This is a genomic window from Streptomyces sp. NPDC002734, assembly GCF_040295685.1.
GTDB lineage: Bacteria > Actinomycetota > Actinomycetes > Streptomycetales > Streptomycetaceae > Streptomyces.
Genome location: NZ_JBEOVU010000025.1, coordinates 1 through 23,062 on the forward strand (window position 1 = coordinate 1; position 23,062 = coordinate 23,062).

Below are 23,062 nucleotides of genomic sequence, written 5' to 3' on the forward strand. Positions count from 1 at the left end.
GTCGACACCGCGCTGGAGCGCCTCGCCGACGCCGACCACCTCGCCGCCGACGGCCACCTCGAGGTGTAACCCCACCCGTGCGGGTGGGGGGCCGCCTCCTTCACGTCCGGACGCCTCAGGCCGACACGGGCCGTTGCAGGCGGATGGACTGGAGGAGGCCGACCGCGATCCAGACGGCGAACATGGACGAGCCTCCGTAGGACACGAACGGCAGCGGCAGACCCGCCACCGGCATGATGCCGAGCGTCATGCCGACGTTCTCGAAGGCCTGGAAGGCGAACCAGGCGATGATCCCCGCGGCGACGATCGTGCCGTAGAGCTCGGTGGTCTCGCGCGCGATGCGGCAGGCCCGCCACAGCACCACGCCGAGCAGCAGCAGTATCAGTCCCGCCCCGACGAATCCGAGCTCCTCGCCGGCGACGGTGAAGATGAAGTCGGTCTGCTGCTCGGGCACGAACTGGCCGGTGGTCTGCGAGCCCTGGAAGAGGCCCGAGCCGGTGAGGCCGCCGGAGCCGATGGCGATGCGGGCCTGGTTGGTGTTGTAGCCGACGCCGGCCGGGTCGAGTTCGGGGTTGGCGAAGGCGGCGAAGCGGTTGATCTGGTACTCGTCGAGGATCCCGAGCTGCCAGACCGCGATCGCCCCGACCGCTCCGGCGCCGATCAGCCCGAGCACCCACCGGTTGGAGGCGCCCGAGGCCAGCAGCACGCCCAGCACGATGACCACCATCACCATGACCGAGCCGAGGTCGGGCATCAGCATCACGATCAGCATGGGCAGCGCGGCCAGCCCGAGCGCCTGCACGACCGTCCGGTGGTCGGGGTGCTCGCGGTCGCCCGCGTCGACGCGGGCCGCGAGCAGCATCGCCATGCCGAGAATGATGGTGATCTTGACGAACTCCGACGGCTGGAGCGAGAAGCCGCCGCCGATCTGGATCCACGCGTGGGCGCCGTTGATGGTGGCGCCCAGCGGCGTGAGGACCAGCAGGATCAGGACCACCGACAGCCCGTACAGGATCGGCACCGCGCCGCGCAGGGTGCGGTGGCCGAGCCAGACGACGCCGATCATCAGGGTGATGCCGATGCCGGTGTTGAGCAGGTGCCGGATCAGGAAGTAGTACGGGTCTCCCTGGTTGAGCTCGGTGCGGTTGCGGGTCGCCGAGTAGACCAGCACCGTGCCGATCAGCGAGAGCGCCAGGGCCGACAGCAGTATCGGCCAGTCCAGGCGCCGGGCCGCCGAGTCGCGGGCGAGCAGACGGGCCAAGGCGGACCGCTCGGGCCCGTACCCGGAGACGGAGAAGCTGTTCGCGCCGACAGTCATGAGCACCTGCCTCCTGTCGCACGGCGCCCGGAACGGCGGCGGGTGGCCCTGTTCCCGGTCGCGGTCTGCTCCACCCTGCCCGCCGGCTGCTCGGGCGGCGCGCCGCCCGCGGGGTCGCCGGCGGTCTCGTCCGGCGGGGGCTGGGCCGGGTCGCCGCCGGTCGCGCCGGCCTGCTGCCCGTTCTCGGCGGCCTTCTGCAGCGCCTTCACCGGGTCCTCGTCGATCTTGGGGCTGTCCACCGTGCCGTCGGGGCGCAGCTTGGGCAGCTTCTTCTGCGGCTCGGGCAGCAGCGCCCGCTTCTTGTCGATGGAGCCGTCCGGCTGGACGCCGTACAGCGCGTCGTAGATCTTGCGCACGGCCGGACCGGAGGCCCCGGAACCCGTACCACCCTGGGAGATCGTCATGACGATCGTGTAGTCCTTGGTGTACGTGGCGAACCAGGAGGTGGTCTGCTTGCCGTAGACCTCCGCGGTACCGGTCTTGGCGTGCATCGGGATCTTGTCCTGCGGCCAGCCGCCGAACCTCCAGGCCGCGGTACCGCGGGTGGCGACGCCCGCGAGGGCCTCGTCCATCTCCTTGAGGGTGGCCTTGCCGACCGGGAGCTTGCCGTTGCGCCGGGGCGCGATCTCCTCGACCGTCTTCCCGTCCGGGCTGATCACGGCCTTGCCGACGGTGGGCGCGTACAGGGTGCCGCCGTTGGAGATGGCCCCGTAGATGGCGGCCATCTGGATCGGCGTGACCAGGGTGTCGCCCTGGCCGATGGAGTAGTTCACCGAGTCACCGGCGCGCAGTTCGTTGCCGCCGTGGCAGTTCTCCCACTCGATGCGCTCGACGTAGTCGCCGTCCTTCTTGCCGTGCTTGCACCAGTAGTCCTTGTTGGCCTCCCAGTACTCCTGCTTCCAGTCGCGGTCCGGGATGCGGCCCGAGACCTCGTTGGGCAGGTCGATACCGGTCTCCTCGCCGAGGCCGAACTGGTGGGCGGCCTTGTAGAAGTAGTCCTTGGCCTTCTTCTTCGGCTTGGTGCCGCCGTCCTTCTTCCACTCCTCGTGCGCGAGGCGGTAGTAGACGGTGTCGCAGGAGACCTCGAGCGCCCGGCCGAGGCTGATCATGCCGTGGTTGGCGGACTCGAAGTTCTTGAAGACCTGGCTGCCGATGGAGTAGTCGCTGGAGCACTGGTAGCTGCCGTCGAACGGGTAGCCGGCCTTGACCGCGCCGGCCGTGGTGACCACCTTGAAGATGGAGCCGGGGGCCGCCTGACCCTGGATGGCCCGGTTGAGCAGCGGGTAGTTGGACTTCTTGCCGGTCATCTTGGCGTAGTCCTTGGCGGAGATCCCGCCGACCCAGGCGTTGGGGTCGTAGTTCGGGTTGGACGCCATGGCGACGACCCGCCCGGTCTTCGCCTCCATCACGACGACCGCGCCGGCGTCCGCCTTGTACTGCTCGTTGGTGTTGCGGTCCCACTCCTGGCGGGCGGCCTTCATCGCCTGGTCCAGCTCGTACTCGGCGACCCGCTGCACGCGGGCGTCGATGCTGGTGACCAGGTGCGAGCCGGGGACGCCGCGGTCGACCTCGGGGTCGCCCATGACGCGGCCGAGGTTGTCCACCTCGTACTTGGTGACGCCGGCCTTGCCGCGCAGCACCTTGTCGTACTGGCGCTCCAGGCCGGAGCGGCCGACCTGGTCGGAGCGCAGGTACGGCGAGTCGGTGTCCTGGGCCTTCTGGATCTCCTCGTCGGTGACGGGCGACAGGTAGCCGAGGACCTGGGCGGTGTTGGAGCCGCCGGGGCTCGCGTAGCGGCGGACCGAGGCCGGCTCGGCGGTGATGCCGGGGAAGTCCTCGCCGCGCTCGCGGATCTGCAGGGCCTGACGCGGCGTCGCCTCGTCGGTGATCGGGATCGGCTGGTAGGGCGAACCGTTCCAGCAGGGCTGCGGGGTCTTGGAGTCGCAGAGGCGGACCTTCTCGATCACCTCCTTCGGCTTCATGCCGAGGACGCCGGCGAGCTTGGTGAGGACGCCCTTGCCGTCGTCGTCCATCTTCAGCAGGTCGGTGCGGGAGGCGGAGACGACCAGACGGTTCTCGTTGTCCGCGATGGCCACGCCGCGCGCGTCGAGGATCTCGCCGCGGGTGGCGGGCTGGACGACCTGCTGGACGTGGTTGCCGCTGGCCTCGGCCGCGTACTCAGCGCCGTTGCGCACCTGGAGGTACCAGAGGCGTCCGCCGAGGGTGGCGAGCAGGGAGAGGACCAGGATCTGGAGAACCACCAGGCGGATCTGGACCCGGGGACTGCGCCCCGTCTCAGGAATGTTGCTCATGGGCGCAGCTCATTCGGTGAGGGGCGGTGGTCGGGCGACGGGAGGGCATTGCTCATGGGCGCAGCCCATTCGGTGAGGGGTGGCAGCTGGAGGACGGGAGGGAGGTGCTCACAGACGCTTCACGCCCTTCAGGCGGGCGCCGACGCGGACCCGGCCGCGGGAGCGGCTGAGGCCCGGGGTGCCGGAGACCAGCCAGCCCGAGCCGGTGGAGGCGCCGCCGCCCGCCGCGGAGGACGAGTCGGCCAGCGGGTCGTTCTCCGCGCGGCGGGCCAGCGCCATCACGCCGGGCACCACGAAGGGGGTGAGCAGCAGGTCGTAGAGGGCGGCGGTGAACGCCAGCGAGCCGAGGCCGACGTCGCGGGCGGCGGTGTCGCCGACCAGGGCGCCGACGCCCGCGTAGAGCAGGGTGGAGCCGACCGCGGCGGCGACCACCACGGCCATCGGGCCGACCGCGCTGCGCAGCCGCCCGTTGTCGGGCCGGGCGAGACCGACCAGGTAGCCGACGACGCAGAGCACCAGCGCGTACCGCCCGGCCGCGTGGTCGGCGGGCGGGGCCAGGTCGGCGAGGAGACCGGCCGTGAAGCCGATCAGCGCGCCGCCGGTGTGCCCGTAGACCAGGGCCAGACCGAGGACGGTGAGCAGCAGCAGGTCGGGGACGGCCCCGGGCAGCTGGAGCCTGGCGAGGACGCTGATCTGGAGCACCAGAGCGACCACCACCAGGGTGCCGGAGAGCAGGATCCGGTTCAATTTCATGGGTAAATCCCCCCAGTTCCTACTGTTCGTCCTGTTCCTGCTGCGGCTGCTGCCCGTCCTGCTGCCGGGCGCCGTCCTGGGCTGCCTGGCCGTCCTGGCCCGCCTCACCCTCCGGCTTCGCGCCCGGGGTGACGGTGACGGTGACCGTGGGGACGGGCTTGGGCTTGGGCTTGGGCGGCAGCACGCTGTCGCGCGGGTCCTTCCCGGGACCCTGGACGACGACGCCGACGATGTCCAGCTGGGTGAAGCCGACGAAGGGCGTGACGTAGACCGTACGGGTCAGGTCGCCGCCGGCCGGGTCGACGCGCGAGACGACGCCGACCGGAACGCCGGGCACGAAGGGCCTGTCCCCCTGGGAGCCGAAGGTGACCAGACGGTCGCCCTTCTCCACCTTGGCCTTGCCGTTGAGCAGTTGGACCCGCAGCGGCCGGTCTCCCTGGCCGGAGGCGAAGCCGAGCTCGTCGCCGTCCTCCATACGGGTGCCGACGGTGAAGTCGGGGTCGCTGGCCAGCAGGACGGTGGCCGTCTCGGGGCCCACCGTGGTGACCCGGCCGACCAGGCCGTCGCCGTTGAGCACCGTCATGTCGCGCGTGATGCCGTCGTTGGCGCCGACGTCGAGCGTGACCGTCCAGGAGAAGCCCTGGGCGGCGCCGATGCCCACCACCTGGGCGCCCTTGATCTTGTACTGGCCGGCCCCGGCGGTGGCCAGCATCTTCTCGAACTGGCGCAGCCTGCTGCGGTCGCGCGCGTCGCTGCCGAGCTCCGCCTTCAGCGCGGCGTTCTCCTGCTCCAGCTCGGTGAGCCGGTCGTGGCGCTCGCCGGAGTCGCGGACGGCGGCGACGGCGTTGCCGACCGGATCGACCGCGGAGGCGACGCCGTTCTCGATCGGGCCGAAGACGGCTGCCGCGGCATGCCGGGCGCCGTCGACGGGTGAGTCCTTCCCACCCCTGATGTCCACCGTGATCAGCGCGAACGCGATCGCGACCAGCAGCACCAGGAGCAGCCGGCTCTCTCGTGTGTCCCTCACGTGCGGCGGCCGTGCCTTCCTTGTCGGAATGGTCGTACGGACTTGCTGTGTCTGTCGTCCTGCTGTGTCTGTCGTCCTGCTGTGTCTGTCGTCCTGCTGCGTCTTTCCGCCCCGGCGGCGGCGCGTCGGCCGCGCCGTGCCGGAGATGTGCGTTTCCGCCGGAGAAACGCCTGGGCCGGACGCCGGAGTTCCGGGTCCGGCCGAACGTCCGCCGCACGGGTCAGCCCTGTACGGCGACCGGGTGACGACGTGTCACCCGGTCGGCGTCAGCGACGGGGCTGGGCGTCCAGCACCTGCTGGAGCGCCTCGAACTCCTCGACGCACTTGCCGGAGCCGAGCGCCACGCTGTCCAGCGGGTCCTCGGCGATGTGGATCGGCATGCCGGTCTCCCGGCGCAGCCGCTCGTCCAGGCCGCGGAGCAGGGCGCCGCCGCCGGTGAGGACGATGCCCCGGTCCATGACGTCGCCCGAGAGCTCGGGCGGGCACTTGTCCAGGGTGGTCTTGACGGCGTCGACGATCGCGTTGACCGGTTCCTCGATCGCCTTGCGGACCTCCGCGGCGGAGATGACCACGGTCTTCGGCAGACCGGAGACGAGGTCACGGCCGCGGATCTCGGTGTGCTCCTCCTTGTCGAGGTCGTACGCGGAGCCGATCGAGATCTTGATCTGCTCGGCCGTCCGCTCGCCGAGGAGCAGCGAGTACTCCTTCTTGACGTGCTGGATGATCGCGTTGTCCAGCTCGTCGCCGGCGACCCGGATCGACTGGGCGGTCACGATGCCGCCCAGGGAGATGACCGCGACCTCCGTGGTGCCGCCGCCGATGTCCACCACCATGTTGCCCGTGGCCTCGTGGACCGGCAGGCCGGAGCCGATGGCGGCCGCCATGGGCTCCTCGATGATGTGCACCTGGCGCGCGCCGGCCTGGGTCGACGCCTCGATGACGGCGCGGCGCTCCACCCCGGTGATGCCGGAGGGCACGCACACCACGACCCGCGGGCGGGCGAGGTAGCGGCGCTTGTGGATCTTCAGGATGAAGTACCGCAGCATCCGCTCGGTGATCTCGAAGTCGGCGATCACGCCGTCCTTCAGCGGGCGCACCGCCACGATGTTGCCGGGGGTGCGGCCGATCATCTTCTTGGCCTCGGCCCCGACCGCGAGGATGCCGCCGGTGTTGGTGTTGATCGCGACGACCGACGGCTCGTTGAGTACGATCCCGCGACCCCTCACGTACACCAGCGTGTTGGCGGTCCCGAGGTCGACAGCCATGTCACGGCCGATGAACGACATTGAGTTCCCCATCAGGATTCGTCTGGCCGTCCCACGTTGAGCGTGAAGCCGCTTGCGGTGGGGACGGCAAGGGTGGGTGCTGTGACGTGAAGGCTTGCAAGGCTCTACATCGTAGTCTCGCCCGCCCCCGGACACTGCGCGAGGGTCTCCGCCATTCTCACCAGATGACGGAGGTGTACGCCTGTGGTGACGTGCCGTCGGAGGGAAAGGTTCCCCCAAGCGGGTCCGCCGCCGGCGGGCCGGGCCGGCCGCCGGGCAAAGGCGTGACGGTCAGCCGCGGCCGGGGAAGAAGATCTTGATCTCGCGCTCGGCGGACTCCTCGGAGTCCGAGGCGTGGATGAGGTTCTCCCGGGTGATGACGCCGAAGTCGCCGCGGATGGAGCCGGGCTGGGCCTCGATCGGGTCGGTGGGGCCGGCGAGGCGGCGGATGCCCTCGATCACACGCTCACCCTCGACGATCATCGAGACGACCGGGCCGGAGGCCATGAAGGCGACCAGCGGCTCGTAGAAGGGCTTGCCCTTGTGCTCGCCGTAGTGCTGCTCGAGGGTGCCCTGGTCCAGCGTGCGGAGTTCCAGGGCGGTGATGCTCCAGCCCGCCTTGCGCTCGATACGGCTGATGATCTCGCCGGTCAGGCCGCGACGGACGGCGTCGGGCTTGAGGAGGACAAGGGTGCGCTGCATGCGGGCTCCCGGTGGGCTGTACGGGTGGGTGATGATCAGGCCCAGAGCCTATCTCCCCCTCACCGTGCCCCCTCACCGAGGGACGCCGACCCGCCGCCCCACAGGGCAGCGGCCGCCGCCCACCGGGTACCGGCCGCCGCCCCGAAGGGCGGCGGTCCGCGACCCGCGGGTGCGGCGGGAGGCTCAGGCGGCCGGGGCGGCCGCCGCGCGGGCGGCCTTGGCGGCGTCGATCTGGCGGCCGTAGTGGACGGAGGCCCACCACAGCGCGGCGAAGACGACGCCCAGCCCGAACATCATCGGGACCACGAACCCGGAGGCGATCAGGGCGATCTGGAGGACCCAGCCCATCGCCACGCCGCCGGGCCGGGTGATCACGCCGCAGAGCAGCACGGACAGCAGCATGCCGATCCCGCACACCGTCCACACCGTCGTCATGGACAGGTCGGGGTTCTTCATGGCGACCAGTCCGGCGAAGCCGATGACGAAGAACTCACCGATGAGGGTGGAAGCACAGAGGGTACGCACGGGGAAGTCAGCCCTTCCTCAGGAGCAGCCGGGCCTCGCCGACCGTGATGACGGATCCGGTGACCAGTACGCCGCCGCCGGCGAACTCGCCCTCCTCCTCGGCGAGCGTGATCGCCGCCTCCAGCGCGTCCGGCAGCCGCGGCTCGACCTGGACCCGCTCCTCGCCGAACACCTCGACGGCGATCGCGGCCAGCTCGTCGGCGTCCATCGCCCGGTGGCTGGAGTTCTGGGTGACCACGACCTCGGCGAAGATCGGCTCGAACGCCTCCAGCAGCCCGCGCACGTTCTTGTCACCGCTCGCGCCGACCACGCCGATCAGCCTGCTGAAGTCGAAGGCCTCGCCGATCGCCTCGGCGGTGACCCGCGCGCCGGCCGGGTTGTGGGCGGCGTCCAGGACCACGGTGGGCGAGCGCCGCACGACCTCCATGCGGCCCGGCGAGGACACCGCGGCGAACGCCCGGCGCACCGTGTCGATGTCGAGCGGGCCGGGGCGCGCGCCGCCGACGCCGAAGAACGCCTCGACCGCGGCGAGGGCGACGGCCGCGTTGTGCGCCTGGTGGGCGCCGTGCAGCGGGAGGTAGACCTCCTGGTACTCGCCGCCCAGGCCGCGCAGGGTCATCATCTGGCCGCCGACCGCGACCTGCCGCGACAGCACGCCGAACTCCAGGCCCTCGCGGGCCACGGTGGCGTTCTTGCGCACGGAGGTCTTCAGCACCACCTGGGCCGCGTCCACCGGCTGCTGGGCGAGCACCACGGTGGCGTCGTCCTTGATGATCCCGGCCTTCTCGGTGGCGATCTCGCCGGTGGTGGAGCCGAGGCGGTCGGTGTGGTCCAGGTCGATGGGGGTGATCACGGCGACGTCGGCGTCGATGACGTTGGTGGCGTCCCAGGTGCCGCCCATGCCGACCTCGACGACGGCCACGTCGACGGGCGCGTCGGCGAAGGCCGCGTAGGCCATGCCGGTGAGCACCTCGAAGAAGGAGAGCCGGTACTCCTGCGCCGTGTCGACCATGTCGACGTACGGCTGGATGTCCCGGTAGGTCTCGATGAACCGCTCGGCGCTGATCGGGTGACCGTCCAGGCTGATCCGCTCGGTGACCGACTGCACGTGCGGGCTGGTGTAGCGGCCGGTGCGCAGCTCGAAGGCGCCGAGCAGGGCCTCGATCATGCGGGCGGTGGAGGTCTTGCCGTTGGTGCCCGTGATGTGGATCGACGGGTAGGAGCGCTGCGGGTCGCCGAGCACGTCCATCAGCGCGGCGATGCGGCTGACGGAGGGCTCCAGCTTGGTCTCGCCCCAGCGGCCGGCGAGCTCCTGCTCCACCTCGCGCAGGGCCCGGTCGATCTCCGGGTCCTCGGGGCGGGCCGGCACGTCGGCGCTGGGCGGGCCGCCCTGGGTGCGCAGGGTGCGGCTGCCGGCCTCGATCACCGCCAGGTCGGGATCACGCTCGGTCTCCTCCGAGATGATCTCTTCGAAGGCGTCCATCGGGTCGGGGCGCTCACTGCTGTCGTCCGGGGGGAGCTCACTCACGGGGCCAGTCTACGTTCCGGGTACGACACGGTTCGTCCGCGGGCACCGGCCCGGTCCGCCCCGGTCGTGGCCCTGTCACGGCCCCGTCGTCCGCTCCCGCCTCGGGGCGGCCCTCCCCCCGGCGCGGGTCACCCCAGCCAGGCCCTCAGCCGCAGCCGCCCCCACAGGTGCGCGGCGCCGAACGACGCGGCCGCGCAGACCAGCGCGGTCGCGCCGAGCGCCCCCGCCGCGGGCGGGCCCGGGGCGACCCGCGCGGCCACCGCCCCGCCGAGCGGCGCGACGAACGCCAGGTGCACCAGATAGGCCCCGAACGAGGCCTCCGACAGCCGTCGCACCACGCCCCGCCACCGCTGCGGCACCCGGACGCCGCGCACGGCGGCCAGGACGGCGAGCGTCAGCACGGCCACCGGCAGCGTGGCGTAGGCGGCGGGGAACCGGAACCCGAACTGGTACGCGCCGACCGCGGCGCATCCCGCCGCCGCGGCGGCCGCCCACGCCCACCGGGGGCCGAGGCTCCTAGGGTCTGTCCGGCGGATCATGCCGTTCTTGCTGCCGGTTCGCATGTCAACGGGCCTGAGCGGGGTCTGGTGCGTGCGGCTGCAAGGCGGAGGAGGGAGGCGACGCGGAGCGTCGTCGACCGACGACAACGCCGCGTGGGGGTCCCTCCCGCGCGAGCGAAGCCGAGCGTGGGGGAGTGCGTGCCAGACCCCGCGACCCACGTGCATGATCCGCCGGACAGGCCCTAGGTCCCGGGCCCCGGTGTTCCACCGCTCCGCGCACGTCCCGACCGTCCGACCGCACTCCCGAGAAGAGGCACGTCCATGCAGCGAAGAGTCTCCCTGGTCCTCGGCACCGCCTGTCTGACCCTGCTCGGCCTCACCACCGGCGCCACCGGCGCCCCCGCGCAGAGCGGCGCCGTCGCCGCGGCCGCCCTCACCTCGCAGGACATCGCCACCGCGGGCACCGGCTCCCCCTACTACCGCATCCCCGCCCTGACCAGGACCACCAAGGGCACCCTGATCGCCGCCTACGACGCCCGCCCCACCCTCGGCGACCTCCCCGGCAACCTCGGCGTCGTCATGCGGCGCAGCACCGACGGCGGCGCCACCTGGCAGGCACAGCAGGTCGTGCGCAAGGACGCCGCGCCCAAGGGGTACGGCGACCCCAGCCTCCTCGTCGACCGGGTGACGGGACGGATCTTCGTCTTCTACGCGGCCTCCGTGAACCAGGGCTTCTTCGGCTCGGCGACCGGCAACGACGAGAGCGACCCGGACGTCCTCCAGGCCGACTACAGCTACTCCGACGACGACGGCCTGACCTGGAAGCACGAACGGATCACCGCCGAGATCAAGAACCCGGCCTGGGCGGGCATGTTCGCCGCCTCCGGCGAGGGCATCCAGCTGCGGCAGGGCGCCCACAAGGGCCGGCTGATCCAGCAGTACGCCATCCGGAACAACGGCGCCAACTACGCGGTCAGCGCCTACAGCGACGACCACGGCGCCACCTGGAGGATGGGCACCCCCGTCGGACCGGGCGGCGACGAGAACAAGACCGTCGAGCTCTCCGACGGCCGCGTCATGCTCAACAACCGCTCCGCGCCCTACCGCACGGTCGCCCACTCCTCGGACGGCGGCGTCACCTACACCCCCTTCCAGCGCGACACCGAACTGCCCGACCCCGCGAACAACGGCTCCGTCATCCGGTTCGCGCCGGACGCGGCCCCCTCCCACCCCCGGGCCTCCTGGCTGCTGTTCAGCAACACGGCCACCACCAACAGCCGCAGCAACCTCACCGTCCGCCTGTCCTGCGACAACGGGAACAACTGGCCGGTGCGCAAGGTGGTCGAGGCCGGCTCCGCCGCCTACTCGACGCTCACCCCGCTCGGCGACGGCATGGGCAACGCCCGGGTCGGCCTGCTGTGGGAGCGTGCCAACCACCAGCACATCACCTACTCGTCCTTCGACCTCGCCTGGCTCGGCGGGGTCTGCGCCCCGGTCACCGTCACCCCGCCCGCCGGCCTGCCCGCGGGCCGCACCACCGAGGTCACCGTCCGCGTCGTCAGCCAGAACGACGTCGACCTGCCCGCCGGCGCGGTCTCGCTCAAGCTGCCCTCCGGCTGGAGCGCCCCCTCCGTCGCCATGCCCGCGCTCAAGCCGGGGCAGGGCGCCAACGTCAAGATCCCCGTCACCGTCCCGGCCGGCACGGCCGCCGGCAGCGTGGCGGTCACCGCGGACTACCAGGTCCGCGGCACCCAGCACTCCTACGGCGACGCGACCCTCACGGTCACCGCCTCGTAGGCCGATCCCGGCCGGCCGCCGAGCCTCCCCGCCACGGCGGCCGGCCGATCCCCTCTCGAACCACCTCTCGCAAGCCCCAGGAGACAGCCATGTCCTCGTCCCAGCCACTGCGCGGCGTCGTGCCGCCCGTCTGCACCCCCCTGGACGCGTCGGGCGAGGTCGACACCGCGTCGCTCGCGCGCCTCGTCGAGCACCTCGTCGCGGGCGGCGTGCACGGGCTGTTCGCCCTGGGCTCGAGCAGCGAGGTCGCCTTCCTCACCGACCGGCAGCGGGCGGTGGCCCTGGAGACCGTGGTGGAGGCCGCCGCGGGACGCGTCCCGGTGCTCGCCGGCGTCATCGACATGACGACCCCGCGGGTGCTCGTCCACGCCGAGGCCGCCCGCAAGGCCGGCGCCGACGCCCTGGTGGCCACCGCCCCCTTCTACGCCCGCACCCACCCCCGCGAGATCGCGCTCCACTTCCGCACCGTCCGCGAGCGGGCCGAACTGCCGTTGTACGCCTACGACCTGCCGGTCTCCGTGCACAGCAAGCTCTCCACCGCCCTGGTGCGCGAGCTCGCCGAGGACGGCACCCTGGCCGGCCTCAAGGACAGCAGCGGCGACGAGGGAGGACTGCGCCGCCTGATCGTCGCCCTGGGCGGACGCGACGGCCGCGCCGACGGCCCCGCCCCCTCCTTCAGCATCCTCACCGGCTCCGAACTGACCGTCGACGCCGCCCTGCTGGCCGGCGCGGACGGAGTGGTGCCGGGCCTCGGCAACGTGGACCCGGCCGGTTACGTCCGCCTCTACGACGCCGTGCGCGCCGGCGACCTCGACCGCGCGGTCCGGGAGCAGGAGCGGCTGGTCCAGCTGTTCGGCCTGGTGGACGCCGGACCGGAGAGCGACATGGGCCGCAACTCCTCGGCCATCGGCGCCTTCAAGCACGCGCTGCGGCTGCTCGGCGTGTTCACCCACGGCACCACCGCCGGCTCGCAGATCCAGCTGGACGAGGTCTGCGTGGCCCACGTCGTGCGGCACCTGCGCGACGCCGCGCTGCTGCCGGTCCGATGACCGGGCACGACACCTGGACGCCGGCCGTCGGCCTCGATCTGGGCGGCACGAAGATCGCCGCCGCACTGGTCGGCGCCGACGGCGCCGTCCTGGTCCGGCACACCCGCCCCACCCCGGCGACCGGCGGGCCCGAGGCGGTCCTCGACGCCCTGGCCGAGGCCGCCCGCGAGGTCTGGGCGCCGGGCGCCACCGCGGTGGGCGTCGCCGCGGCCGGGGTGATCGACCCCGTGTCCGGGACGGTCACCAGCGCCACCGACACCCTCCGCGGCTGGGCCGGCACCGCCCTGGCCGCGGGCCTCGCCGCCCGCACCGGCCTGCGGGTGGCCTGCGACAACGACGTCCGGGCGGCGGCGGCCACCGAACTGGCGGACCTCGGCGAGGACGGCACCCTGATCTACGCGGCCGTCGGCACCGGGGTGGGCGGCGCGATCGCGGCCGGCGGGCGGATGCTGCAGGGCGCCGGCGGCGTGGCCGGCCACCTCGGACACCTGCCGAGCCCCGAGGCGGACGGACTGCCGTGCACCTGCGGCGCCACCGGTCACCTGGAGGCGATCGCCTCGGGGCCCGCCATCACCGCCCACTACGCCCGGCTCGGCGGAGAACCCGCCGACCGGCTGCAGACCGTCGCCGCCCGCGCCGCGCTGGGCGACCCGCACGCCACCGCCGCCATCACCCTCGGCGCCCGCGCGGCCGGCCGTGTCCTGGGCGGCCTCGCCAACGCGCTGGGCCCGCACCGGGTCGTCGTCGCCGGCGGCGTGCCGGGCATCGGCGCCCTGTACCGGGACGCCCTGTGCGACGCCTTCACCGCCGAACTCATGCCCCCGCTGAGCACGTTGCGACCCGTTCCGCCGCGCGGTGGGGCCGACGCCGCCGTCCTCGGGGCCGCCGCGCTGACCCGCACCCTGCCGCTGCACGACCCCCACACCACCGGAGTTCCCCGATGACCCCGCCGCCCCCGCTCCCGCAGCAGCACCTGGCCGACACCCTGGGAGGACGGCTGATCGTGTCCTGCCAGGCGCCGCCCGGCGACCCGATGCGTCACACCGGCACCCTCGTCCGGATGGCCCTGGCGGCCGAGGCCGGCGGCGCGGCGGCCGTTCGGGTCAACGAGCCCGAGGTCGTCGCCGCCACGGTCGCGGCGGTCGGTCTGCCGGTGATCGGGCTGTGGAAGGACGGCGACACGGGGGTCTACATCACGCCGAGCGTGCGCCACGCGCTCGCCCTCGTGGAAGCGGGAGCGGCCGTGGTCGCGGCCGACGCGACCGCCCGGCCGCGACCCGACGGCAGCACCTTCGCCGACCTGGTCGCCGCGGTGCACGCGGCGGGCGCCCAGGTCATGGCGGACGTCTCCACCCTCGCCGAGGGGCGCCGCGCCGCCGCGGACGGCGCCGACCTCGTCTCGACGACGCTGTCCGGCTACGTGCCGGGCTCCCCGGCGCAGACGGCCCCCGACCTGGCGCTCGTCGCGGAACTCGCGGCGGCGATCGACGTCCCGGTGGTCGCCGAGGGCCGCATCGCGACGCCGGCCCAGGCCGCCCAGGCGCTGGCCGCCGGCGCGGCGAGCGTGGTCGTCGGCACCGCCATCACGGCCCCCACGGCCCTGACCCGCCTGTTCGCGGAGGCCCTCGTGCGGTGACGGGGGACCCGACCGTGCCCGCCCGACTCCCACGGCCGGGTCGCGACGGCTGCCCGGAGGTTCACCCCTCCGCCTCCGGGCAGCCTTCGTGATCCGGCCGTCCGGGGGCGGAGCGGGTGAGGGGACGTCAGCGGGAGACGTTCTCCGAGGCCGTGAGCAGGCCCAGTTCGCGGCGGGTCGGCAGACCCTCCCAGTCGCCCGGGACCGTACAGGCGAAGGCCCCGGTCGCGGACGCCGTGGTCAGCCGCTCCGACAGCGGGCGGCCCGCGAGGAGCTCGGCCAGGTAGCCGGCCACGAAGGCGTCGCCCGCCCCCACCGTGTCCACCGCGTCGACCCGCAGCGCGGGCATCCGCACCCGCTCGCCGTCCGCGACCGCCGCGCACCCGTCCGCGCCCAGCTTCACGACCGCCTGCGACGGCCCCAGCGCGCACAGCGCCGCCGCCACCTCGAGCGGATCGTCGTCCGCGGCCACGAACAGCTCGGCCTCCTCCGGCCCGGCGAACACCACGTCCGCCTCCCGGACCAGCCAGGCCAGCGCTTCCGCCGCCTGCGCCGGACTCCACAGCTTGGTGCGGAGGTTGACGTCGAAGGAGACCAGCAGCCCCCGCTTTCGGGCCGCCGACACGGCGTGCCGCACCGCCTCGGCGGCCGACGCCGACAGCGCCGGGGTGATGCCCGTGACGTGCAGCAGACGCGCGTCGTGGAAGACCTCGTCCGGCACGTCGGCGGGGGAGAGGCGCGACCCGGCGCTGCCCGCGCGGTAGTACCAGACCCCGGCCGTGCGGGCCGTGCGCCGCTCCTTGACCATCAGCCCGGTGGGCGCGCCCGCGTCCACCGTCGCCCGCACGTCCAGGCCCTCGCCGCGCAGCTCGCGCAGCACCCGCTGCCCGAACGGGTCGTCGCCGACCCGCCCGATCCAGGCCGCGGACACGCCGAGCCGCCGCAGGCCGACGGCCACGTTGCTCTCCGCGCCGCCTATGCCCAGGCTCATCCCCGGCACGTGCGCCAGGGCGCCCACCCGGTCGGGCGCGAGCAGCGCCATGGTCTCCCCGAGGGTGACGACCTCAGCCACCGGACACCTCCGCCGCCGCCTCGCGCACGCTCCGCACGACCTCGCGCGCCCGCACCCGCAGCGCGCCGAGGGCGCCGCCGGACAGCGCGTCGCCGAGCAGCGGACCGCCCAGGCTGACGGCCGGGCAGCCGACCCGGATCCACTCGCCGGCGCTCGCCCGGTCCACGCCGCCGGACGGGATCACCGGCATCGCCGGGAACGGGCCGTGCAGGTCCTTCACGTACCGCGGCCCCACCGCGGACGCCGGGAACAGCTTCACCGCGCTCGCCCCGGCCGCCCAGCCGGTACGCAGCTCGGTCGGCGTCAGTCCGCCGGGCACGATCGGCACGCCCCGCTCCACGGCCGCGCGGATCAGCTCCGGATCGGTGTGGGGCGTGACCACGTACCGGGCCCCGGCCGCCAGCACCGCGTCCAAATCCTCGAGGGTGAGGACCGTGCCCGCGCCCACCTCGACGTCGGGCCCGAGGGAGCCGGCCAGCTCGGCGATCGCGTCGACGCCCCCGGCGGTGGTCAGCGTCACCTCGAAGCTGCGCACCCCCTCCTCGGCCAGGGCCTCCGCCGCGGGCCGCAGGTGCGAGGCGTCCGCGGCGCGCAGCACCGCGATCACCCGGCTCTCCAGCAGGATCGGGCTCAGGGGGATGCTCATCGGTGCTGCTCCTTCGTACGGGGCCGGCGGCGCGGGGGAGCGGAGTCCTCGCCGTCGAACAGTTCGGGGTGGCGGTCGCGGATGGTCTCGACGTCGGCGAACACCTGCCGCAGGTGGCCGCGGAGCGCGCTGTCCGCGCCGCCCTCGTCGCCCCGCTCCAGGGCGTCGACCACGTCGGTGTGCTGCTGCACCAGCAGCGTGATCCGGTCCTCCAGGGGGAGGGACAGTCGCCGCGCCCGGTCCAGGTGCGCCTTGGCATGGCCCACCACGGACCAGGCGTCGCCGTGTCCGCCGACCGCCATGAGGCGGGCGTGGAACTCCTCGTCGAGCCGGAAGAACGTCTCCGGGTCGCCGCGCCGGTCGGCCTCGGCCTGCCCGGCGAGCAGGGCCCGCAGCTCCAGGACGTCGCGCTCGGTGGCCTGCGCCACGCCGTCGCGCAGGGCGGCCAGCTCCAGGGCCTCGCGGACGAACTGGGCCGAGGCCACGGCCTGCGGCCGGATCCGCGAGACGAAGGTGCCCAGCTGCGGATAGACGTCCACCAGGCCCTCCTCGCCGAGGAGTATCAGGCTCTCGCGGACCGGGGTCCGGCTCACGCCGAGCTCGGCGGCCAGGTCGTTCTCCGAGAGCGCCGCGCCGGGGCTCAGCTCAAGCCCGACGATCCGTGCCCGCAGCAACTCGTACACCAGCTGCCTGGTGTTCCGCCCCCGCGCCCGCGCCGCGTGCAACCCGTTGACCGCCGAAGCCATCCCGGGCCTCCCCTCTTGACGTTGTCCGGTGTACTTGTATGGTAGCCGACGAACTCAGGGGCCGCAGGCATCCCGGGCGCTTCTCCCCAGCTCCCTCCCGTCCATGCGGCCGCCCCCCTGCAAGGAGGCAGGCAGATGAGCAACACCCCCGCCACGGCGTCCCCGGCCCCGGCGTCCCCCGAGCCGGCGACGTCCAAGGACGTCCGCCGCACCGTCGGCGCCTCGGTCGTCGGCACGGTCGCCGAGTACTACGACTTCTTCATCTACGGCACCGCGTCGGCGCTCGCCTTCAACAAGGTCTTCTTCCCCGAGGTCGACCCCACCGTGGGCACCCTCGCCGCGTTCTCCACCTACGCCGTCGGCTTCTTCGCGCGGCCCCTCGGCGGCCTGGTGTGGGGTCACATCGGCGACCGGGTCGGACGCAAGAAGGCGCTGGTCTTCACGCTGCTGCTGACCGGCCTGGGCACCTTCGCGGTCGGCCTGCTGCCCACCTACGACCAGATCGGCATGTGGGCCGCCGTCATCCTGGTCCTGGTCCGTCTGATCCAGGGCTTCGGCGTCGGCGGCGAACAGGGCGGCGCGGTCCTGCTGACCGCCGAGGCGGCGCCGCCCGGCAGGCGCGGCTTCCTCGCCAGCTTCGTCCAGCTCGGCTCGCCGGCCGCCTACCTCATCCCGACCGGCCTGTTCGCGCTGCTCACCACGCAGCTCTCCGAGGAGGCGTTCCTCTCCTGGGGCTGGCGGGTGCCGTTCCTGCTCAGCATCCTGGTCGTCGCCGTCGGCGTCTTCATCCGCCTGCGGGTCAACGAGTCCGAGACCTTCCAGAAGGCCAAGGAACAGCAGAACGCGCACCAGACCGCGCCGCTCAAGCTGCTCGCCCGTGACCACAAGCGCGAACTGTTCGGCGGCCTGTTCACCAAGTTCGTCGAGGCAGCGGTCTTCCCCTTCTACACCGTCTTCCTCGTGACGTACGCCAAGGAGCACGGCGTCGACGAGGGCATGGTCCTCAACTCCGTGCTGATAGCCATCGCCTGCGAACTGCTCGCCATCCCGCTGCTCGGCCGCCTCACCGACAAGGTGGGCCGCAAGCCGGTCTACCTCACCGCCGCGGTCCTCAACCTGGTCCTGGTCGTCCCCGCCTTCAAGGCGATCGAGACCGGCGACATGGCCGTGATCGTCGCCCTCCTGATCGCGGGCCTCGCCCTGGGCCACGCCGGAACCTACGCGCCGCAGGCCTCGTACTTCCCCGAGCTGTTCCCGGCCCGCGCCCGCTACAGCGGCGTCTCGGTGGTCTGGCAGTTCGGCTCGATGATCGCCAGCGGCCCGTTCACCGTCGTGGCGGCCGCGCTGCTGATCGCCGGTGACGGATCCTTCACCTGGGTCGCCGTGTACGTCACCGCGCTGATCCTGGTCAGCATCGTCGCCCTGTACTTCATGCCGGAGACCGCCCCCGGCCGGCGTGGCGGCGCCGAGTACGCCGACTGGGGCCGCGGCGACGCCGCAGTCTCCTCCGCGGCCACCGCCGCCGCACCCGCCGCGCGTGTCACCACGCACGCCGGCAACTGATCCACCACGCTCCCACGCTCCCCGGGAAGGGCTGTTCCATGGCCACCATCACCGAGGCGAAGGTCGTCGTGACCTCGCCCGGCCGCAACTTCGTCACCCTCAAGCTCACCACCTCCGACGGGGTGACGGGGCTGGGCGACGCCACCCTCAACGGCCGTGAACTCGCCGTCGCCTCCTACCTCCGGGACCACCTGGTCCCGCTGCTGATCGGCCGCGACGCCGACCGCGTCGAGGACATGTGGCAGTACCTCTACAAGGGCGCCTACTGGCGTCGCGGCCCCGTCACCATGACGGCGATCGCCGCGGTCGACACCGCCCTGTGGGACATCAAGGGCAAGGTCGCCGGCATGCCGGTCTACGACCTCCTCGGCGGCAAGGCCCGCGAGGGAGCCCTGGTCTACGGCCACGCGAGCGGCGCCACCGTCGGCGAGCTGCTCGAGGACGTCGCCCGGTTCCAGGAGGCCGGCTACCGCGCGATCCGCGCCCAGGCGGCCGTGCCCGGCGTCGCGGGCACCTACGGCGTCCGCAAGGGAGCCGTCTACGAGCCCGCCGCGGCGTCCCTTCCCGAGGAGCAGCTCTGGGACACCGAGAGGTACCTGGACTTCGCGCCGCGCTACCTCGCCCGCATCCGGGAGGAGTTCGGCTTCGACTTCCACCTGCTGCACGACGTCCACCACCGGCTGACCCCCACCGAGGCGGGACGGCTCGGCGCGCGGCTGGAGGAGCTGCGGCTGTTCTGGATGGAGGACCCGAGCCCCGCCGAGCTTCAGGAGAACTTCCGGCAGATCCGGCAGGCCACCACCACGCCGATCGCCGTCGGCGAGGTCTTCAACTCGATCTGGGACTGCCAGCAGCTCATCACCGAGCGGCTGATCGACTACATCCGCTGCTCGGTCGCCCACGCCGGCGGCATCACCCACCTGCGACGCATCTTCAACCTGGCCGAGCTGTACCAGGTCCGCACCGGCTCGCACGGCGCCACCGACCTCTCCCCGGTCAGCATGTCCGCCGCCGTCCACCTCGACGTCACCGTGCCCAACTTCGGCATCCAGGAGTACATGGAGCACGACCCCGTCACCCACGAGGTGTTCCGCCCCACCTACGAGCTCCGCGACGGCGCCCTGCACCCGTCCGACGCCCCCGGACTCGGCGTGGAACTCGACGAGGAGGCCGCCGCGCGCTTCCCGTACGACCCCAGGTACCTGCCGGTGGGCCGCCGTTCCGACGGGTCGGTGCACGACTGGTGAGCAGGCTGCGTCTGGACGCGCTGACCGGACTGCCGAAGGGGACCGGCCCCCTGGTCGACCCCCGCTCCCTCGGCACGCGCGTCGTCCACCTCGGCCCGGGCGCCTTCCACCGCGCCCACCAGGCCGTCCACACCGAGCAGGCCGAGGCGCTGCACGGCGGCGGCTGGGGCATCGCCGGGTTCTCCCAGCGCGGGCGTGGCGTGGTCGAACAGCTCGCCCCGCAGGACGGGCTGTACTCGCTGACCCTGCGCACCCCCGAAGGACCGCGCACCCGCGTGGTCGGCCAGCTCCGTGAGGCGCTGCACGCGGTCGACGACGGGGACCGGCTGCGGGCCCTGCTGGCCTCGCCGCAGGTCACCGTGGTCACCCTCACGGTGACCGAGAAGGGCTACCGCCGCGCTCCCGGCGGCGGCCTGGACACGACCGACCCGCTGGTCGCCGCGGACCTGGCCGGCGCCCCCGTCCCGGCGAGCGTGCCCGGTCAGCTGGCCCACGGCCTGCGCACCCGGCGCGTGGTCTGCGGGGCCCCGCTGAACGTCGTGCCCTGCGACAACATGGCCGACAACGGGCAGGTGGCGGCCCGCCTCGTCCGCGAGTTCGTGGAGGCCTCCGGCTGGGACGACCGCGACACCCTGCTGGCCTGGATCGACGAGGCCGTCGCCTTCCCCTCCACGGTCGTCGACCGGATCGTCCCCGCCACGACCGACGCCGACCGGGACGCCGCGAGCGAGCTCCTCGGCGTCCGCGACGAGGCGGCGGTCACCGGCGAGCCGTTCACCCAGTGGGTCCTCCAGGACGCCTTCGCGGCGGACCGGCCCCGCTGGGAGGACACCGGCGCGCTCCTCGTCCCGGACGTCGCGCCCTACCAGGTGATGAAGCTGCGGCTCCTCAACGGCAGCCACACGCTGCTGAGTTGCCTCGGCCTCGCCGACGGGCGCCGGACGGTCGCCGACGCCATGACGGCCCCGTGGGCCGAGCCGGTGCTGCGCGCCTACGCCGCCGAGGTCGCGCGGAGCCTGCCGACCGGCCTCGACGTCGACGGCTACGTGGACGGGCTGGTGGTCCGGTTCGCCAACCCGGCGATGCGCCACCAGCTGCGGCAGATCGCCACCGACGGCTCCCTCAAGGTGCCCGAACGCTGGCTGGCCCCGCTGCGGGAGCTGCGCGCCGCAGGCCACGCGGCCCCGGTGCTGACGGGCGCCGTCGCGGCGTGGGCCCGCCACACCCGCGACGAGCGGCTCGACGACCCGGTGGCGGACCGCCTGCGCGCCGCCTGGGAGGGCCCCGCCGACCGGGCCGTCCCCGCCCTCCTCACCGCCCTCGGCGCGCAGGACCTCGCCGGGGACCGGCAGTTCGTCGCCGAGGTGCGCGAACACCTCGTCGCGCTGGACGCCCACGGGGCCGCGGCGCTCCTCTGACCGCGACGGCGGTCCCCGGGGGCTGCCTGGAGTGTCGGCCCGTCACCCACGGGGTGGTGACGGGCCGAGAGGGCAGGGCCCGGGTCACTTCCCGGTGTGCTGCTCCACCACGTCGCAGTCGGTGTAGACCGGAGGCCGGGTCATCAGGGCCGAGAGCTGTTGGGCCAGTTCGCCGGTCTCGGGCGCGTCGCTGTTGGCCATGGCCGTCCCGTGGTCCGCGAACTCCACGACGGCGAGGTAGCGGTTGCCGTTCGCCCGGTCCTTGAGCAGCATGCGGGCGGTGGGGGCCGTGGTCCGGCCCGAGGCGCGGGACTGCTCCTCGTACTCGCTCATCCTCTGCCGCACCTCGTCGATGCGCTCCGTTTCGAAGTCGATGATCTGCACGAATTTCATGACGGTGGCCACTCCTCCTGGTGCACTGACCTGCGGCTGGTGACGCCCTCCGCCCTGCGCGGCCCGGCGCCACCAGGCCAACGACCGCCCGTTCACCAGGCAACGGGAGTTCCGCCACCCGAGGCGGCCCGGGCGCTGTTCGGCGGATCGGGCCGTGCCGTTCGCACGCTTCCACGGTCCTCAGCCTCCCGCGGTCCTCCGGAAGTCCAGGTCGGCATGGCGGACGGCGTGGGAGGCGGTGGAGACCGTGGCGCCGAGCATGCTGACGCAGCCGAAGAGGAGGAAGGTGCGGCCGGCGCCCCACCTCTCCACCAGGAGGCCGAAGAGCGGGAACATCACCGGGGTGATGCCGACCGCGCTGAGCGCCTGGACGGCGGCGACCCGGCCCTGGAAGGCGAGGGCGGTGTTGGCCTGCATCAGGGCCATCGCCAGACCGCCGCACAGGCCGGACACCAGTCCGGAGACGAGCGCCACGGCGACCGCGAGGGCGAGGCTCGGCATGACGCCGATCAGGCCGATGCCGGCCGAGGCGACGAGCAGGGTGATGTTGTGCCAGTGGCCGGCCCGGTTGAAGCGGCCGCGCACGACGAGCAGAAGCGAGGTCGTGCAGACGCCGGCGCTGAGGGCCGCGTTCACCCAGGCACCACCGGAAGGGCCCCAGCCGCGTTCCTCGGCGAGCAGGATGACGCCGATCGCCATCGGCGGGACGCAGCCGATCATCGAGAGCAGTCCGGAGAGGACGAGCGGCCCGACGACGGGCTCGTGGCGCAGGTAGACGATGCCGTCGACCAGGTCGCGGCGGGCGGTGGAGTCGGCGGCGGGCAGTTCCTCGGGCGGCAGCGGGGCGAGCCGGACCGCGACCAGGAGGAGCAGCGAGAGGGCGAACAGGACGCCGGTCACGGCGAAGGCGCCGGCGGGGCCGCCGAGCCCCATCGAGAGCCCGGCGAGCGGCGGGCCGGCGATGTGGCCGGACCGCTGCACCAGGTTGCGCAGGCTCTGCACCCGCATCAACTGGTCACGGCCGGTGAGCCGGGGCGGCATGGCTCCGACCGCCGGCATGAACAGGGCGTCCACGACGCCGAAGACGAGGGCCAGCGTGACGAGCAACCAGAGGCCGGGCGTACTGAAGGCGAGGGCTGCGGCCGCGGCGAGGATCACCACGGCGCGGACCGCGTCGGAGGAGATGACCACCAGGCGCGGGCCGAACCGGTCGGCGATCACCCCGCCGCCGAGCATGAGGATCGCCCGGGGTATCGCGCCGACCGCCATCACCAGGCCGACCTGGGCCGGCCCGGCCACCTTCTGCGCGGCCCAGCCGAGCGCCACGAAATAGGCGGCGTCGCCGACCACGGAGAACGTGTAGGCGACGAGCCAGCGCAGGACGTTGCCGTCCCGGTGCGCCGGGGTGGAGGGGGCGAAGGCCACGGCGGGGGCGGACGGGGCCCCTACGTCAACGGGTTCTTCCGGTCGCGAGGTCACAACGGCGCATGGTCCCCCACAACGCGGGGCCGCCACAACGGAGTTACGGCCCGGCTGCCCTGACCCTCCGGCGGACCCGGGCCGGT

The 23,062-nt window shown here is 73.3% G+C and carries 21 protein-coding genes; 7 read left to right on the plus strand and 14 right to left on the minus strand.

Features of this window, described 5'->3' with window-relative positions; genetic code table 11:
- Positions 1 to 115: 115 nt before the first annotated feature.
- The 9 genes from rodA to ABT026_RS21695 all read right to left on the minus strand — a co-directional run bounded on the left by rodA (position 116) and on the right by ABT026_RS21695 (position 9,993).
- On the minus strand, positions 116 to 1,318 hold the full coding sequence (gene rodA / locus ABT026_RS21655) for a rod shape-determining protein RodA (RefSeq protein ID WP_351116487.1): 1,203 nt from the start codon (positions 1,316 to 1,318) through the stop codon (positions 116 to 118).
- Positions 1,315 to 3,630 carry a penicillin-binding protein 2 gene (gene mrdA, locus ABT026_RS21660; RefSeq protein WP_351116488.1) on the minus strand — a complete coding sequence of 772 codons (2,316 nt, stop codon included), beginning with the start codon at positions 3,628 to 3,630 and terminating at the stop codon, positions 1,315 to 1,317. Before mrdA ends, rodA begins: the two co-directional genes overlap by 4 nt.
- Before the next feature lie 108 nt (positions 3,631 to 3,738).
- Positions 3,739 to 4,383: a rod shape-determining protein MreD gene (gene mreD, locus ABT026_RS21665; protein WP_351116490.1), complete on the minus strand. Its 645-nt coding sequence runs from the start codon at positions 4,381 to 4,383 to the stop codon at positions 3,739 to 3,741.
- 19 nt (positions 4,384 to 4,402) lie between these two features.
- A complete protein-coding gene (gene mreC, locus ABT026_RS21670) occupies positions 4,403 to 5,410 on the minus strand; it encodes a rod shape-determining protein MreC (protein WP_351116492.1) in 1,008 nt (335 codons plus the stop codon).
- A gap of 266 nt (positions 5,411 to 5,676) precedes the next feature.
- On the minus strand, positions 5,677 to 6,696 hold the full coding sequence (locus ABT026_RS21675; RefSeq protein ID WP_351116634.1) for a rod shape-determining protein: 1,020 nt from the start codon (positions 6,694 to 6,696) through the stop codon (positions 5,677 to 5,679).
- A gap of 270 nt (positions 6,697 to 6,966) precedes the next feature.
- Complete coding sequence (gene ndk, locus ABT026_RS21680; protein WP_108955325.1) at positions 6,967 to 7,377, minus strand: nucleoside-diphosphate kinase; 411 nt, start codon at positions 7,375 to 7,377, stop codon at positions 6,967 to 6,969.
- A gap of 183 nt (positions 7,378 to 7,560) precedes the next feature.
- Positions 7,561 to 7,902, minus strand: coding sequence for a DUF4233 domain-containing protein (locus ABT026_RS21685; RefSeq protein ID WP_351116493.1), 342 nt, complete (start codon positions 7,900 to 7,902; stop codon positions 7,561 to 7,563).
- A gap of 7 nt (positions 7,903 to 7,909) precedes the next feature.
- Positions 7,910 to 9,385 carry a bifunctional tetrahydrofolate synthase/dihydrofolate synthase gene (folC, locus tag ABT026_RS21690; RefSeq protein ID WP_502968025.1) on the minus strand — a complete coding sequence of 492 codons (1,476 nt, stop codon included), beginning with the start codon at positions 9,383 to 9,385 and terminating at the stop codon, positions 7,910 to 7,912.
- A gap of 173 nt (positions 9,386 to 9,558) precedes the next feature.
- On the minus strand, positions 9,559 to 9,993 hold the full coding sequence (locus tag ABT026_RS21695; protein WP_351116496.1) for an acyltransferase family protein: 435 nt from the start codon (positions 9,991 to 9,993) through the stop codon (positions 9,559 to 9,561).
- A gap of 258 nt (positions 9,994 to 10,251) precedes the next feature.
- Here ABT026_RS21695 and ABT026_RS21700 point away from each other — a divergent pair, with 258 nt between their 5' ends.
- From ABT026_RS21700 to ABT026_RS21715, 4 genes are all read left to right on the plus strand, one after another.
- Complete coding sequence (locus tag ABT026_RS21700; protein WP_351116498.1) at positions 10,252 to 11,727, plus strand: exo-alpha-sialidase; 1,476 nt, start codon at positions 10,252 to 10,254, stop codon at positions 11,725 to 11,727.
- A gap of 89 nt (positions 11,728 to 11,816) precedes the next feature.
- Complete coding sequence (locus tag ABT026_RS21705; RefSeq protein ID WP_351116500.1) at positions 11,817 to 12,776, plus strand: dihydrodipicolinate synthase family protein; 960 nt, start codon at positions 11,817 to 11,819, stop codon at positions 12,774 to 12,776.
- Positions 12,773 to 13,720: an ROK family protein gene (locus tag ABT026_RS21710; protein WP_351116501.1), complete on the plus strand. Its 948-nt coding sequence runs from the start codon at positions 12,773 to 12,775 to the stop codon at positions 13,718 to 13,720. The genes ABT026_RS21705 and ABT026_RS21710 overlap by 4 nt, the downstream gene beginning before the upstream one ends.
- Entirely contained in the window at positions 13,717 to 14,412 is a 696-nt protein-coding gene (locus ABT026_RS21715; RefSeq protein ID WP_351116503.1) for a putative N-acetylmannosamine-6-phosphate 2-epimerase, read from the plus strand. The genes ABT026_RS21710 and ABT026_RS21715 overlap by 4 nt, the downstream gene beginning before the upstream one ends.
- A gap of 127 nt (positions 14,413 to 14,539) precedes the next feature.
- On the opposite strand, the gene ABT026_RS21720 is transcribed toward ABT026_RS21715, so the two are convergent.
- Genes ABT026_RS21720 through ABT026_RS21730 form a run of 3 tightly spaced genes read right to left on the minus strand, consistent with a single transcriptional unit; the run spans position 14,540 to position 16,876 of the window.
- Entirely contained in the window at positions 14,540 to 15,484 is a 945-nt protein-coding gene (locus tag ABT026_RS21720) for a sugar kinase (RefSeq protein ID WP_351116505.1), read from the minus strand.
- Entirely contained in the window at positions 15,477 to 16,130 is a 654-nt protein-coding gene (locus tag ABT026_RS21725; protein WP_351116506.1) for a bifunctional 4-hydroxy-2-oxoglutarate aldolase/2-dehydro-3-deoxy-phosphogluconate aldolase, read from the minus strand. Before ABT026_RS21725 ends, ABT026_RS21720 begins: the two co-directional genes overlap by 8 nt.
- The gene (locus ABT026_RS21730; RefSeq protein WP_351116508.1) at positions 16,127 to 16,876 is read right to left on the minus strand and encodes a GntR family transcriptional regulator; all 750 of its coding nucleotides are present in this window, start codon (positions 16,874 to 16,876) and stop codon (positions 16,127 to 16,129) included. The genes ABT026_RS21725 and ABT026_RS21730 overlap by 4 nt, the downstream gene beginning before the upstream one ends.
- A gap of 135 nt (positions 16,877 to 17,011) precedes the next feature.
- Between ABT026_RS21730 and ABT026_RS21735 the strand changes: the two genes are divergently transcribed.
- Genes ABT026_RS21735 through ABT026_RS21745 form a run of 3 tightly spaced genes read left to right on the plus strand, consistent with a single transcriptional unit; the run spans position 17,012 to position 21,104 of the window.
- Complete coding sequence (locus ABT026_RS21735; protein ID WP_351116509.1) at positions 17,012 to 18,439, plus strand: MFS transporter; 1,428 nt, start codon at positions 17,012 to 17,014, stop codon at positions 18,437 to 18,439.
- Positions 18,440 to 18,477: 38 nt separating this feature from the next.
- Positions 18,478 to 19,686 carry a D-mannonate dehydratase ManD gene (gene manD, locus ABT026_RS21740; protein WP_351116510.1) on the plus strand — a complete coding sequence of 403 codons (1,209 nt, stop codon included), beginning with the start codon at positions 18,478 to 18,480 and terminating at the stop codon, positions 19,684 to 19,686.
- Entirely contained in the window at positions 19,683 to 21,104 is a 1,422-nt protein-coding gene (locus ABT026_RS21745; protein ID WP_351116512.1) for a mannitol dehydrogenase family protein, read from the plus strand. Before manD ends, ABT026_RS21745 begins: the two co-directional genes overlap by 4 nt.
- Positions 21,105 to 21,188: 84 nt before the next feature.
- Here the strand turns inward: ABT026_RS21745 and ABT026_RS21750 are convergent, their stop codons facing one another.
- On the minus strand, positions 21,189 to 21,497 hold the full coding sequence (locus ABT026_RS21750; protein ID WP_351116514.1) for a hypothetical protein: 309 nt from the start codon (positions 21,495 to 21,497) through the stop codon (positions 21,189 to 21,191).
- Between the two features lie 180 nt (positions 21,498 to 21,677).
- Complete coding sequence (locus ABT026_RS21755) at positions 21,678 to 22,922, minus strand: MFS transporter (protein ID WP_351116515.1); 1,245 nt, start codon at positions 22,920 to 22,922, stop codon at positions 21,678 to 21,680.
- Between the last annotated feature and the right edge of the window lie 140 nt (positions 22,923 to 23,062).

Excerpts from the sequence above, each read along its gene's own strand:
- ABT026_RS21725 (WP_351116506.1), bottom strand. The coding sequence starts at position 16,130 with ATGAGCATCCCCCTGAGCCCGATCCTGCTGGAGAGCCGGGTGATCGCG.
- ABT026_RS21705 (WP_351116500.1), top strand. The coding sequence starts at position 11,817 with ATGTCCTCGTCCCAGCCACTGCGCGGCGTCGTGCCGCCCGTCTGCACC.
- ndk (WP_108955325.1), bottom strand. The coding sequence starts at position 7,377 with ATGCAGCGCACCCTTGTCCTCCTCAAGCCCGACGCCGTCCGTCGCGGC.
- ABT026_RS21750 (WP_351116514.1), bottom strand. The coding sequence starts at position 21,497 with ATGAAATTCGTGCAGATCATCGACTTCGAAACGGAGCGCATCGACGAG.
- mreD (WP_351116490.1), bottom strand. The coding sequence starts at position 4,383 with ATGAAATTGAACCGGATCCTGCTCTCCGGCACCCTGGTGGTGGTCGCT.
- ABT026_RS21735 (WP_351116509.1), top strand. The coding sequence starts at position 17,012 with ATGAGCAACACCCCCGCCACGGCGTCCCCGGCCCCGGCGTCCCCCGAG.
- ABT026_RS21675 (WP_351116634.1), bottom strand. The coding sequence starts at position 6,696 with ATGTCGTTCATCGGCCGTGACATGGCTGTCGACCTCGGGACCGCCAAC.
- ABT026_RS21695 (WP_351116496.1), bottom strand. The coding sequence starts at position 9,993 with ATGCGAACCGGCAGCAAGAACGGCATGATCCGCCGGACAGACCCTAGG.
- ABT026_RS21730 (WP_351116508.1), bottom strand. The coding sequence starts at position 16,876 with ATGGCTTCGGCGGTCAACGGGTTGCACGCGGCGCGGGCGCGGGGGCGG.
- manD (WP_351116510.1), top strand. The coding sequence starts at position 18,478 with ATGGCCACCATCACCGAGGCGAAGGTCGTCGTGACCTCGCCCGGCCGC.
- ABT026_RS21700 (WP_351116498.1), top strand. The coding sequence starts at position 10,252 with ATGCAGCGAAGAGTCTCCCTGGTCCTCGGCACCGCCTGTCTGACCCTG.
- rodA (WP_351116487.1), bottom strand. The coding sequence starts at position 1,318 with ATGACTGTCGGCGCGAACAGCTTCTCCGTCTCCGGGTACGGGCCCGAG.
- folC (WP_502968025.1), bottom strand. The coding sequence starts at position 9,385 with ATGGACGCCTTCGAAGAGATCATCTCGGAGGAGACCGAGCGTGATCCC.
- mrdA (WP_351116488.1), bottom strand. The coding sequence starts at position 3,630 with ATGAGCAACATTCCTGAGACGGGGCGCAGTCCCCGGGTCCAGATCCGC.
- ABT026_RS21710 (WP_351116501.1), top strand. The coding sequence starts at position 12,773 with ATGACCGGGCACGACACCTGGACGCCGGCCGTCGGCCTCGATCTGGGC.
- ABT026_RS21715 (WP_351116503.1), top strand. The coding sequence starts at position 13,717 with ATGACCCCGCCGCCCCCGCTCCCGCAGCAGCACCTGGCCGACACCCTG.